Here is a 12,829-nt window from a genome sequence, read left to right as displayed (position 1 = left end):
TGTGAAACGGCCCCCGCTTCCTTAGCGCCGGGGCCGTTCTCATATTGGAGAAGATGCGCGGCGTCCGCGCCGCGTCAACGACCATCCGAAGGCCTGTCACGGGGCAGGATTGCAGGATGCTTCCGCCGGCATTGCCGGCCGATCGAAACGAAGCCTCCTGCCGTCTTGCCCGTGGCCAGCCTAAGAAGCACCGCAAGAAGGCCGCATCTGGCGCAGCATGAAGCGCGCTGGGGCGCGGCCAAAGCAAGATGAAAGACATATCGTATGTTTGAACACCACAAGGTCGAAATCGAGTGGGGCGGCCGCCCTCTCATCCTGGAAACCGGCAAGGTCGCACGTCAGGCCGATGGCGCCGTCGTCGCTACCTATGGCGAGAGCGTCGTCCTCGCCACCATCGTGTCCGCCAAGGAACCGAAGCCGGGCTTCGACTTCTTCCCGTTGACCGTGAACTACCAGGAAAAGGCGTTCGCCGCCGGCAAGATCCCGGGCGGCTTCTTCAAGCGCGAAGGCCGTCCGAGCGAGAACGAGACGCTCACCTCGCGTCTGATCGACCGTCCGATTCGCCCGCTCTTCGCCGACGGTTACAAGAACGACACGCAGGTCGTCCTGACCGTTCTCCAGCACGATCTTGAGAACAATCCGGATATTCTGGCGCTCGTCGCCGCTTCTGCCGCGCTGACCCTCTCCGGCGTGCCCTTCATGGGCCCGATCGGCGGCGCGCGCGTCGGCTACATCGACGGCGAATACGTTCTCAACCCGCATATCGACGAAATGGAAGAGAGCGATCTCGACCTGATCGTTGCCGGTACCAACGACGCCGTCCTGATGGTGGAATCGGAAGCCGACCAGCTCGACGAAGAGACAATGCTCGGCGCCGTCATGTTCGGTCACAAGGAGTTCCAGCCGGTGATCGATGCGATCATTAAGCTGGCCGAAGTCGCTGCCAAGGAGCCGCGCGAGCACAATGCGCCGGACAATTCCGCGCTTGAAAACGAGATGCTGTCCTTCATCGAGGACGATCTGCGCGCCGCTTATCGCATCACAGACAAGGGTGAGCGCTACAAGGCCGTCGACGCCGCCAAGGCGAAGGTCAAGGAAAAGTATCTGCCCGCCGAGGACAGCGACGAATCCGGTGCCTATAGCCCGCAGCAGATTGCCGACGCCTTCAAGGCGCTTCAGGCCCGCGTCGTGCGTTGGAACATTCTGGACGATGGCAGCCGCATCGATGGCCGCGATCTGCAGACCGTTCGCCCGATTGTTTCCGAAGTTGGCGTCTTCCCGCGCACCCACGGCTCGGCCGTGTTCACTCGCGGCGAGACCCAGGCTGTCGTGGTTGCCACGCTTGGCACCGGCGAGGACGAACAGTTCGTCGACGCGCTGACCGGCACCTACAAGGAGCGCTTCATGCTCCATTACAACTTCCCACCCTACAGCGTCGGCGAGACCGGTCGCATGGGTTCACCCGGCCGTCGCGAGATCGGCCACGGCAAGCTGGCATGGCGCGCCGTGCACCCGCTGCTGCCTGAGCAGGAGCAGTTCCCCTACACGCTGCGCGTGGTCTCCGAGATCACCGAATCCAATGGATCGTCTTCCATGGCGACCGTCTGCGGCACCTCGCTGGCGCTGATGGATGCGGGCGTACCGCTTTCGTCGCCGGTCGCGGGCATCGCGATGGGGCTCATCAAGGAAGAGGATCGTTACGCTGTCCTGTCCGATATTCTCGGCGATGAGGATCATCTTGGCGATATGGACTTCAAGGTCGCCGGTACGGCCGAAGGCATCACCTCGCTGCAGATGGACATCAAGATCGATGGTATCACCGAGGAAATCATGAAGATCGCGCTGGCTCAGGCCAAGGACGGTCGCCTGCACATTCTGGATGAGATGGCGAACGCGATCAGCGAAGGCCGTTCGCAGGTGGGCGAATTCGCTCCGCGCATCGAAGTGATGACCATTCCGACCGACAAGATCCGTGACGTGATCGGCACGGGCGGCAAGGTGATCCGCGAGATCGTCGAGAAGACCGGCGCCAAGATCAACATCGAGGATGACGGCACCATCAAGATCGCCTCGTCGAACGGCAAGGAGATCGAAGCGGCCAAGAAGTGGATTCACTCCATCACGGCCGAGCCGGAAGTTGGCGAGATCTACGAAGGAACGGTCGTCAAGACCGCCGATTTCGGTGCTTTCGTGAACTTCTTCGGCCCGCGCGACGGCCTTGTTCATATCAGCCAGCTCGCCGAGGAGCGCGTCGGCAAGACCACCGATGTCGTCAAGGAAGGCGAGAAGGTCTTCGTCAAGCTGATGGGCTTCGACGAACGGGGTAAGGTCCGCCTTTCCATGAAGGTCGTCGACCAGGAGAGCGGCAAGGAAAAGCCGAAAGCTGAGAAGAAGCGGGAAGACGCCGCGGAATAATCTGCGCGTTAAACCGGACGAATGACGAAAAGGGGGCGCTTTACCGGCGCCCCCTTTTTCTGTGACCCGGCCGGACCGGCGGATTCTAGAAAATCCGCTTTTGCATCAGCCGGATCATTTTCGCCGCATCGACGTCGAGCGGCATCGCGACCGCTCGCCGGATGTCGTCGCCGCTGACTCCGACAACATCGCGCAGGATGTTGTCGTCCACATTGAGAAGAGTTGAAATGGAATCGCGGCGAAGTTTCTGCCGGCGCTTCTCTATTGTCCACGTCCGTGCCCGTTCGTAGAAGGAAGCTCGATGACGGGCGGCGTTGTCGATGGAATGAAACAGCATGGTGATCTCTCCTGTCCTGTCACAGGAAGATCGGTCTTCGACGTGATTCAATCAAACGAATTGTTATGACGCATTGATCAAGATTACTGACTTAAGAGGGCTGTCGAATGTCTAGTGGGGGTGCAGGCCGCGATCTGTCCAAACTGATCGCTCGGCCATTTTCGCATGACACGCTTTCGGCAGACGCGTCCGCCCGCGTCCTTTTACTCGCACCGCCAGGCGATCTTCAGCTACCTGACGGGCTGACGAACGATCTGCTGGCGGTTCAGGGCTTCCGCCCGGATTATCTGAAGCTGACGCAGCACGGACTGAACGTCGTTCCTGATTCCGCTGAGATCGCAAACGACGGATCATTCGACATCGTGATCGTCTGCCTGTCGCGCCACCGCCGATGGAACGAACAGATGCTGTCCACCGCTGCCAGAGTGTGCGCCGAAGGCGGAACGATCGTCGCGGCCGGCGGAAAGACCGACGGGGCAGGGGCGATCCGCAAGGCGTTGTCGCGTCTCACCGACGACCTGCAATCGTTGCCGAAACATCATGGTATCGTCATGTGGTTGAGGGTCGACAACGCGGTTCGCACGGCTCTGATCGCGGCCTTTCATCCGGAAGAAGAGCCGTCGGCGGCTGGTTTCGTGACGGCACCCGGCGGGTTCAGCGCCGAACGTGTGGATGCCGGCTCCGCCCTTCTCGCACAGCATTTACCGTCCGATCTAGACGGCGCCGTCGCCGATTTCTGTGCAGGTTGGGGCTATTTGTCGGCTGCCGCTCTGAAGCGCTGTCCAGCACTCGCTTCGCTGGATCTGTTCGAGGCGGATTGGGCGTCGCTGGAAGCGGCCAAGCGCAATCTCACGGGCACTCGAGCTATTATCGCCTATCACTGGCGCGACCTGGCCCACGAGCCGGTCGAGGGCCGCTTCGATACCATCGTAATGAACCCGCCCTTTCACACCGGCCGCGCGGCGGAACCGGCGCTTGGCGCGGCAATCATTGAACGGGCGGCGTCCTGTCTCAAGCCCGGCGGGCGGCTGTTCCTCGTCGCCAACAGGCAGCTTCCCTATGAAGGGGTGATCGACCGGAGGTTCGCAACGGCAAGGCTTCTGGCGGAAACGCCGATCTATAAGGTGATCGAGGCAGCGCGGCCGGTCGCTGCTCGTCAGTGATAGGTCGCGCCGACGGCCCGCGGCAGAAGACGCGCATCCGCATCATTGGCGGAGACGAAGGTTGAGAGCGGCGCCGGACGCGCATAGTGGAAGCCCTGAACCGAATCGCAACCCGCAGCCCGCAGCAAGGTGGCCTGATCGGCGGTCTCCACGCCTTCGGCCAGCGTCTCGGCCCCAAGAGCGCGTGACAGGCCGACGATCGTGGAGATAACGGCACCGGTCGTATCGTCGTCCTGAAGGCGGCAGACGAAGGAACGGTCGATCTTCAGCTTGTGGAAGGTGAAATCCATCAGATAGCTGAGGTTGGAATAGCCGGTGCCGAAATCGTCGATGGCGATCTGCACGCCCATATCGGCGAGCGCAGCCATGACCTTGCGGGCTTCGATCCGATCCATCGTCATGGCCGTTTCGGTGATTTCCAGTTCCAGCCGATGCGCGGGCAGCCCCGATTCCTCAAGCGCCTGGCGAACGGTGTCGGTCAGGTTGCGGTCGCTGAACTGAACGGGCGAGAGATTGATTGCAACATAGGTATCGTCCGGCAGCAGCCGTGCATCGTGGCAGCCTTGATGCAGCGCCCATTTGCCGATCTGCAAAATCATGCCGCTTTCTTCAGCCACGGGAATGAACTCATTGGGCGGAATGATGCCGCGCTGCGGATGCTGCCAGCGGATCAGCGCCTCATAGCCGACGATTCGCTCGCCCTCCAACGAAAGCTGCGGCTGGTAATAGAGCACGAAATCGCCGCGATCGATGGCGTCGGTCAGTTCGCTTTCCACCCAGTGGCGGTAGTCGGCGACGCGGCCCATTTCGCTTTCGAAACAGGTCCAGCCGCCAACGCCTTCGGCCCGTGCACGCTGCAGGGCCAGATTGGCGCGCCGTACCAGTTGCAGGGGGTCGCGACCGTCCTTCGGCATGGCGACCACGCCTGCGGAAAAAGTCACGCTCTGGTGGTGGGTCTTCAGCCGGTAGGGCTCCATGAGAAGTTCGATCAGCCGATCGAGCATATTCTCGAAATCGTCGACATCGTCTTCCAGGATCACAGCGAATTCGCCAGCGCCCATCCGTCCGATCTTGGCGTCCTCGCCGAAGAAGTCGCGCATCCGCTGGCCAGCGGCCACGATCAGCTCATCGCCTTCCTCGAAGCCGATCTGATCGTTGATCTGCTTGAAACGGTCGATGTCCACATCGATCAGAAACTGCGCCTTTCCGCTTTTCAGAACCTTTGCCATGGCCTGGGCGATATGGCCGATCATGGCGACGCGGGTATGAAAGCCGGTCAGCTTGTCGATATGCGTTTCCTGAAAGACGTAATCTTCCGATTCATCGACGCCGGCAAAGAATGACAAAGCGGCAAACATGGCGCACAGCGCACACAGGGCCGCCACCGAAGCGACATAGACATCCATCGCAACGAAGGATGACGCATCGGTGAACATACGGGAAAAATAGACCGTACCGCTAACGGCTGCGACCCCGAGTGAACCGAGGGTTGCGAGCCGGACAGCTCTGCTTCGTTTTGGATTTTGTATTTTTTTCATTGAGACTGATTCCGGTGGGTTCACCGCAAATCTGCACCGACAGGAATTAAAGCCAAGTCAGAAAATCAGGTTAATGAAGGAATAAAGTTCAAATTCTTCTCAAAGGAACAGACGCCGCCGACCCCGGGAAACAAGGTGTTCAGGCGTTAACGAAACGCCATTTGCCCTGATGTTCGTTCGACCCGTTATTCCGCTTTCTGCAGATTATCGAGCCGGGGCATGGAGGTGATGTTGAAACCACTATCGACATAGTGAATTTCGCCGGTCACGCCGCCGGAAAGCTCGGACAGAAGATAGAGCGCCGAGCCGCCGAGCTCGTCGAGCGTAACGGTGCGACGAAGCGGCGAATTGCTGGCCTGATGGCTGAACATGGCGCGCGCATCGGCAATACCGGCGCCCGCAAGGGTGCGCACCGGACCGGCGGAGATGGCGTTGACGCGGATATTGTCCTGGCCGTAATCGGCGGCGAGATAACGCACCGACGCTTCGAGGGCGGCCTTGGCGACGCCCATGACATTGTAATTGGGCATGACGCGCACCGACCCTGCATAGGTCAGTGTCAGGATCGATCCGCCATTTGGCATGATGGCCGCCGCCCGTTTGGTGACTTCGGTGAATGAGAAGCACGAGATCACCATGGTGCGGGAGAAATTTTCCCGCGTGGTGTCGGCATAGAGGCCCTTCAATTCGCTCTTGTCGGAAAAACCGATCGCATGGACAAGAAAGTCGATGCTGCCCCATTTTTCCTTCAGTGTCGCAAAAGCTGCATCGACGGAATCGATATTCTCAACGTCGCAGTCGATCATGAGTTCGACGCCGAGATCCTCGGCGAGCGGCTTGACCCGCTTTCCGAACGCTTCGCCCTGATAGGTCACCGCAATGTCGGCGCCCTGCGCCCTAAGCGTCTTGGCGATGCCGTAGGCGATCGAGTTCCGGTTCGCGATGCCCATGATGAGGCCGCGCTTTCCCTTCATGATTCCGTCCACGTCGGGCTCCCTCAATCCTGATAGCGCTGGAAGACGAGCGTGGCGTTGGTGCCGCCGAACCCGAAAGAGTTGGAAAGAGCGACATCGAATGCGCCGTCCCGCCGTTCGGTCAGAATCGGCACGCCTTCGAACTCCGGATCGAGTGTCTCGATATGTGCGCTCTCCGCCATGAAGTCGTTTTTCATCATAAGCAGGCTGTAGATCGCCTCCTGAACGCCCGCTCCGCCGAGGCTATGGCCGGTCAGACTCTTGGTCGAGCCGATATGCGGCATGTCATCGCCGAAGACCTCGCGAATGGCGCCGATTTCCTTCTGGTCGCCGACCGGCGTCGAGGTGCCATGCGTATTGATGTAGTCCACCTTCGCATCAACGGTCTCCAGCGCCATCCTCATGCAGCGGATCGCGCCTTCGCCGGACGGCGCAACCATGTCGTAGCCATCCGATGTCGCGCCATAGCCGACGATCTCGGCATAGATCGTCGCGCCACGCGCCCTGGCCCGCTCCAGCTCTTCCAGAACCAGCACACCGGCACCGCCGGCGATCACGAAACCGTCGCGGTCGGCGTCATAGGCCCGCGACGCTTCGGCTGGCGTATCGTTGTATTTGCTGCTCATCGCGCCCATGGCGTCGAAGATGTTTGACGAGGTCCAGTGCAGATCCTCATGCCCGCCGGCGAAGATCATGTCCTGCTTGCCCCACTGGATCAGTTCATAGGCGTTGCCGATGCAATGCGCCGAGGTCGAGCAGGCCGAACTGATCGAATAGTTCACGCCGTGGATTTTGAACCAGGTGGCGAGCGTCGCCGAAGCAGTGCTGCTCATGGCTTTCGGTACCGCGAACGGCCCGATGCGCTTGGGCGATCCCTTTTCACGAGTGATGTCGGCGGCGTCGACGACGATCTCCGTGGACGGTCCGCCCGATCCCATGATGATGCCGATCCGCGGATCGGTGATTCCGCCTTCCTCGAGGCCGGCATCGGCGATGGCCTGCTTCATCGCGACATGGTTCCACGCCCCGCCACGATGCAGAAAGCGCATGGCGCGCCGGTCGATCTGCTCGGCCGGATCAAGCGACGGCATGCCCCAGACCTGGCTGCGGAAGCCGTGTTCGGAGAACGGCTCGGCAAAGCTGATGCCGCTCTTTGCGTCCCGAAGCGAGGCGGCGACCGCCTCCGCATCGTCGCCGATCGACGACACGATGCCCATTCCGGTTACAACGACTCGTTTCATGGGGGCTCTCCCTTCCATCGCGGAGATTGTGTGTGCTGTAGGGACGATAGGCCCTGAATAGGATTTAGGCGCCAGCCTTTTCTTTCGAAAGGGCGACCTTCAAATCCGTTGCGCTATAGATCTGCTCGCCATCGGCTTTCAGCCAGCCATCGGCGATGCCGAGATTGAGCCGGCCCTTCATGACGCGTTTGAAATCGACGCCATATTCGACCAGCTTGGTCTTGGGCGTCACCATGCCCTTGAACTTCACTTCACCGGTCGAGATCGCCATGCCGTAGCCGGGCAGGCCGAGCCAGCCAAGGTAGAAGCCGGTCAGCTGCCACATAGCGTCCAGCCCGAGGCAACCCGGCATGATTTCATTGCCGATGAAGTGGCAGGGGAAGAACCAGAGGTCGGGTTTGACGTCGAGTTCGGCACGAATCTGGCCCTTGCCATGGGCGCCGCCATCTTCGGATACTCGTGTGATGCGGTCGAACATCAGCATGGGCGGAGCTGGCAGTTGCGCGTTTCCGGGTCCGAACAGTTCCCCGCGTGCGCAGGCAAGAAGGTCTTCGTAATCGTAGCTGGATTTGCGTTCGCTCATCGTTCGGCACTCATCTCCCTGACACGGCTCCGGGCAGTGCCCCTCACTGCACGGTTTCCGGTCGTTTTGCCCGGATTACACGTATCGGTGGCTGGGCGAAAGGTCTCGGAGTCTCAACCCCATGGGAAAAGCCGCCGTTCCTCGCTCACTTCATCTGGCCGACGCCCGATCGTGATCAGTCGCGAATCTGTTCGCTGGGATAGACGCCCCAGAGCTGCGCCTGGCGCATATAGCCTTCGTGATCGTCATAGTCGACGACACACCATTGGCCGTCGCATGAGATGACCTCACCGACAGCGCCGGCCTCGACCTGCGCGATCAGCGGGGCATCGGGCGTTGGGCGCTTGCGCAGTGGAAGTAGCGCGTCCTTCTGCCAGGGCGCGGCAACGCCGGTCCGCTTGCCGGTCAGAAGCGAGACGTGGATCCAGCCTTCATCGCCGCTCGCATCGCGAACCTTCCGCCAATTGTCGTATTCCTGGATGATCTCCATCGGCAGGCCGGCCTTGCGGTAGTTCCATTCGACCCGATAGTCGCGCCCCGGCCCGGCCCGCATATTGATGCGCGAGGACTTCAGCGAGGCGAAGCGGGGAAGCGGCAGACCCGAAGCCCCGGTCTCGATGGATCCGGTAATGTCCTGCGCGCGGACCTGTCCGGCCGGAAGACACAGGATGAAAACCCAGATGAAGATCGGGGCGAGAAGCGGTAGGGCGGCGCGTATCTGGCGGTTCATGGGTTCAGACCTAATCTGGATATTCGACCGGAACGGCACGGGGGATAGCCAGCGATCCGGTCGATACTTTGCTTCCTTCCGACCCACTGCTAAGGGAGGGACGAGACGAAGCATTCACTCCTGCCATCCTGCGCCGACAGGGTTAAGAGTGACTTTATCGAACGCTGAAAATTTTGGCGAGGAAGGGCTCCCATGACCAAACCCCGTGTTGTTCTTACCCGGAAACTCCCCGTTCCGGTCGAGCAGCGCATGGGTGAACTGTTCGATCTTGTTCCGAATCCGGACGACCAAGCCCTGCCGCAGGAAGCCTTGCTGGACGCGGTGAAGACAGCGGACGTGCTCGTGCCGACCCTCACCGACCGGATCGACGCCGATCTGATCCGCTCGGCGGGCGATCAGTTGCGCATGATCGCCAATTTCGGCGCCGGCACCGAACATATCGATGTGGAGGCCGCCAACCGCGCCGGCATCATCGTGACGAATACGCCCGGTGTGCTGACCGAAGACACCGCCGATATGACCATGGCGCTCATCGTTGCGGTGCCGCGCCGTCTTGTGGAGGGCAGTCAGGCCCTGCTGGACATGAACGGCGAATGGAAGGGCTGGTCGCCCAACTGGATGCTCGGCCGGCGGATTTTCGGCAAGAAACTCGGCATTGTCGGCATGGGTCGCATCGGCACGGCGGTGGCGCGGCGGGCCAAGGCCTTCGGCCTGTCGATCCACTATCACAACCGCACGCCCGTTGCCGACCAGACCCAGGCCGAACTGAACGCAACCTATTGGGACGATCTGGACGACATGCTGGCGCGGATGGATATCGTGACGATCCATGCGCCGCTGACGCCGCAAACGCGCCACATGATCGATGCGCGCCGGCTCGGTCTGCTGAAACGCGAAGCCTATTTCGTCAACGTCTCGCGCGGCGGGATCGTGGATGAGGCCGCTCTGATCGACGCCGTCGACAAACGCCGGATCGCCGGCGCGGCGCTCGATGTCTTCAACAAGATGCCGCACGTCAATCCGCGTCTGCTGGACCTCTGCCGCGAGCATCGCATCACCCTGCTGCCCCATATGGGATCGGCCACGCTGGAGAGCCGCATCGAGATGGGCGAGCGCGTTCTGATCAATATCCGCGTCGTCTTCGACGGCCACCGCCCGCCGGACCGCGTGCTGCCGTCTCGGCGGTAAGCCGCCCAGGCCGGTACGAGCAGGCGCAAGAGCGCCCGCAGGAAACGCCGGCGGTGTCGCGCATCATCAATCCAGATGCGGGTTCAGATACCCGCTCGGAGCCCATCATGCCGATCTTCTGCGATGTGGCGAACGGCTTTTGCCGCCCATGCAGCCCGAGCTATCCGTCTCGCCCAGCTTCGTTCGGATCGTTGGAGAACAGTGCGATCTTGTTACCTTGAGGGTCGCGAATGTAGCCGACATAAAAATGAGGTCCGTACGCGTCACGGAAGCCCGGCTGACCCTCGTCGGAGCCGCCTGCGGCAATCGCGGCGGAGTGAAGGTCGCGAACCTGCTTTTGACTGCGAGCCTCGAATGCGATCATGACGCCGTTCCCAGCCGAGGCAGGACGTCCATCGAAGGGTGGTTTTACGTATATATCCGGTAGGGCGGCAGACTGACCCGGTTGTTTGGGCAGCACATAGCTCAGGCCTTCGGACCCCTCCTCCAACTCGTAATCGAGGGCCGGCAGGAACGCGGAGTAAAACCGTTTCGCGCGGGCAATGTCATCTGCACCGACAGTGATGTAGGAAATCATGCTGAATACTCGCCCAAAGCCGACTTTGGTGCAACCGCGGCGAAAGCCCAATTTGTCCGCATAGCAGACAGTTCAGCTCAGTCGAAGACACCGCCTTTCTGTATTGAAGGGTGCCATCGTTTCATCTTCATGCGACCCGCTTCCCGCGATAGCGGATCGTCTCGAACCGGGCGGCGAGGCTGTCATAGAGGAGGAGTCGTCCGATCAGCGGTTCGCCCGCCCCGGTGATCAGCTTGATGACCTCCATCGCCTGGAGCGTGCCGATCACGCCGGTCAGCGCGCCGATCACGCCCGCTTCCGCGCAGGACGGCACCGTTCCGGGCGCGGGCGGTTCGGGAAAGAGATCGCGATAGGTCGGGTTGGGCCGCCCGTCCGCATTTTCCGTCCACGGTTGCAGCACCGTCAGCGATCCATCGAAGCGCCCGACCGCGCCGGTCACGAGCGTCACCTTGTGGGATGCACACAGATCGGCCAGCAGATAGCGCGTCTCGAAATTGTCCGAACCATCGACGACGATGTCGTGTCGGCCGATCAGATCGGCGGCATTTTCCGCCGTCAGCCGCATGGCGTACGTCTCGACCCGGACATGCGGATTGACCCGCGCCAGCGCATCGGCGGCGCTTTCGACCTTCGCCTCTCCGATCGCATCGGTCGAATGGATCACCTGCCGCTGGAGGTTGGACAGCGAAACCGCATCGTCGTCGATCACGCCGAGCGTGCCGACGCCTGCTGCGGCCAGGTAAAGCAGGACCGGCGCGCCGAGACCGCCCGCGCCGATCACCAGCACGCGCGCCGCCTTCATCTTCTGCTGGCCCGCCCCGCCGATCTCCGGCAGCACGATATGGCGGGCGTAACGCCGCAATTCGTCGGCGCTGAGCGCGGAATCGTTCATCGGTCGGTCTCCATCGAGGGCGGCGCATCGACAGGACGCACGCCTTCCGACGACAGATGGAAGAACTGCGCGCGATCCGCAAGGTCGGCAAAGAGATGGCCATCCGTGCCTGTCATCCAGGCCTGGCTGCCGAGTTCGTCGAGAATGTCGAAGAGCGCGGCCCGCCGTCCGGCATCGAGATGCGCCGCCACCTCGTCGAGCAGCAGGATCGGCGTCATTTCGGTCTGGGCCGCGGTCAGGCGCGCATGGGCCAGGACGAGACCGATGAGGAGCGCTTTCTGTTCGCCCGTCGAACACAGTCGGGCCGCCATCGCCTTTGGCCGGTGTTGGACCATGAGGTCGGCGCGGTGCGGGCCGACCAGCGCACGGCCCGCCGCCCGGTCGCGATAGCGGCCAGCGGCCAGCGCCTCGCGATAGGCATCGATCGTCTCCGGCACGTCATCCTCGAAGCCGGGCAGAAGCGTCAGGTCAGACTTCGGAAAAGGCGAGGGTTCGGGCAGGCGGTCGATCTGCGCCTGTAATACGCTGACCAGACGTTGCCGGGCTTCGAGGATCGGCAGGCCGGCTTCCGCCAGTTCCGCTTCCACGCTCTCATACCAGAGATCGTCGCGCACATCGTCGGCGAAGAGTCGGTTCCGTTGACGCATCGCCTTCTCATAGGCCAGCGCCCGCCGTCCATGCGACGGGTCGATCGCCAGCACCATCCGGTCGAGGAAGCGCCGCCGGTCCGAGGCGCCGCCGGAGAACAGCCCGTCCATCGAAGGGAGAAGCCAGACGACGCGGAGCCATTCCGCCATCGCTTCGGCCGGCTCGCTGGCGCCGTTGATGCGAACGCGCCGTCCGCCTTCGCCATTGGCGCTCGCCGATCCAAAAGCGCCTCCGGCAATCGTACCCGTTCCGATCTCAGCTGGGCCAACGGGGCCGTCTAGACTGGCATGGATGGCGAAACCACTGGCACCCTTTGCCGCCATGTCGGCATAGGTCGCGCGGCGAAAACCGCGTCCGGGCGACAGCAGCGAGACGGCTTCCAGAATGTTGGTCTTGCCCGCTCCGTTTTCGCCGAACAGCACGACATGGCGACGGTCGAGCCGCAACGACAGTTCGCTATGGCTGCGAAAATTCGTCAGCCGCAACGCCGTGATCGAGACTGGCGGGACGGCGTCGGCCGATTGTCGGACTTCATCCACCGGA

12 protein-coding genes are annotated in these 12,829 nt (G+C 61.8%); 3 read left to right on the top strand and 9 right to left on the bottom strand.

All coding sequences use genetic code 11. The features are described 5' to 3' along the window. Window positions 1-264: 264 nt before the first annotated feature. Window positions 265-2,415, top strand: coding sequence for a polyribonucleotide nucleotidyltransferase (pnp, locus tag B7H23_RS02440; RefSeq protein WP_094075800.1), 2,151 nt, complete (start codon window positions 265-267; stop codon window positions 2,413-2,415). An 85-nt stretch (window positions 2,416-2,500) separates the two neighbouring features. Here pnp and B7H23_RS02435 read toward each other — a convergent pair whose 3' ends face one another. Beyond that, the gene (locus B7H23_RS02435; protein ID WP_094075799.1) at window positions 2,501-2,752 is read right to left on the bottom strand and encodes a hypothetical protein; all 252 of its coding nucleotides are present in this window, start codon (window positions 2,750-2,752) and stop codon (window positions 2,501-2,503) included. A gap of 107 nt (window positions 2,753-2,859) precedes the next feature. On the opposite strand from B7H23_RS02435, the gene B7H23_RS02430 reads away from it, so the two are divergent. Further along, window positions 2,860-3,915 (top strand): class I SAM-dependent methyltransferase, encoded by a 1,056-nt coding sequence (locus B7H23_RS02430; protein WP_094075798.1) that lies wholly within the window; start codon window positions 2,860-2,862, stop codon window positions 3,913-3,915. Here B7H23_RS02430 and B7H23_RS02425 read toward each other — a convergent pair. The 5 genes from B7H23_RS02425 to B7H23_RS02405 all read right to left on the bottom strand — a co-directional run bounded on the left by B7H23_RS02425 (window position 3,909) and on the right by B7H23_RS02405 (window position 8,981). Then, the gene (locus B7H23_RS02425; protein WP_094075797.1) at window positions 3,909-5,453 is read right to left on the bottom strand and encodes a putative bifunctional diguanylate cyclase/phosphodiesterase; all 1,545 of its coding nucleotides are present in this window, start codon (window positions 5,451-5,453) and stop codon (window positions 3,909-3,911) included. The two genes, B7H23_RS02430 and B7H23_RS02425, sit on opposite strands and share 7 nt — an antisense overlap. A 185-nt stretch (window positions 5,454-5,638) precedes the next feature. Further along, a complete protein-coding gene (fabI, locus tag B7H23_RS02420) occupies window positions 5,639-6,439 on the bottom strand; it encodes an enoyl-ACP reductase FabI (protein WP_094075796.1) in 801 nt (266 codons plus the stop codon). 11 nt (window positions 6,440-6,450) lie between these two features. After that, a complete protein-coding gene (fabB, locus tag B7H23_RS02415) occupies window positions 6,451-7,668 on the bottom strand; it encodes a beta-ketoacyl-ACP synthase I (protein WP_094075795.1) in 1,218 nt (405 codons plus the stop codon). Between the two features lie 64 nt (window positions 7,669-7,732). Continuing rightward, on the bottom strand, window positions 7,733-8,251 hold the full coding sequence (fabA, locus tag B7H23_RS02410) for a 3-hydroxyacyl-[acyl-carrier-protein] dehydratase FabA (RefSeq protein WP_094075794.1): 519 nt from the start codon (window positions 8,249-8,251) through the stop codon (window positions 7,733-7,735). Between the two features lie 175 nt (window positions 8,252-8,426). Then, window positions 8,427-8,981: an SH3 domain-containing protein gene (locus B7H23_RS02405; RefSeq protein ID WP_094075793.1), complete on the bottom strand. Its 555-nt coding sequence runs from the start codon at window positions 8,979-8,981 to the stop codon at window positions 8,427-8,429. 192 nt (window positions 8,982-9,173) lie between these two features. Between B7H23_RS02405 and B7H23_RS02400 the strand changes: the two genes are divergently transcribed. Beyond that, window positions 9,174-10,169, top strand: a complete 996-nt coding sequence (locus B7H23_RS02400; RefSeq protein WP_094075792.1) for a 2-hydroxyacid dehydrogenase — start codon at window positions 9,174-9,176, stop codon at window positions 10,167-10,169. Window positions 10,170-10,329: 160 nt separating this feature from the next. On the opposite strand, the gene B7H23_RS02395 is transcribed toward B7H23_RS02400, so the two are convergent. The 3 genes from B7H23_RS02395 to recF form a co-directional block, all read right to left on the bottom strand. Then, the gene (locus tag B7H23_RS02395) at window positions 10,330-10,746 is read right to left on the bottom strand and encodes a VOC family protein (RefSeq protein WP_094075791.1); all 417 of its coding nucleotides are present in this window, start codon (window positions 10,744-10,746) and stop codon (window positions 10,330-10,332) included. A gap of 127 nt (window positions 10,747-10,873) precedes the next feature. Further along, window positions 10,874-11,638 (bottom strand): molybdopterin-synthase adenylyltransferase MoeB, encoded by a 765-nt coding sequence (locus B7H23_RS02390; protein ID WP_094075790.1) that lies wholly within the window; start codon window positions 11,636-11,638, stop codon window positions 10,874-10,876. Further along, the gene (gene recF / locus B7H23_RS02385) at window positions 11,635-12,825 is read right to left on the bottom strand and encodes a DNA replication/repair protein RecF (RefSeq protein WP_094075789.1); all 1,191 of its coding nucleotides are present in this window, start codon (window positions 12,823-12,825) and stop codon (window positions 11,635-11,637) included. The genes B7H23_RS02390 and recF overlap by 4 nt, the downstream gene beginning before the upstream one ends. Window positions 12,826-12,829: the final 4 nt, after the last annotated feature.

It is taken from the genome of Notoacmeibacter marinus (assembly GCF_002238045.1).
In the GTDB taxonomy this organism is placed as follows: domain Bacteria; phylum Pseudomonadota; class Alphaproteobacteria; order Rhizobiales; family Rhizobiaceae; genus Notoacmeibacter; species Notoacmeibacter marinus.
This window is presented reverse-complemented; position numbering and strand designations above follow the sequence as displayed.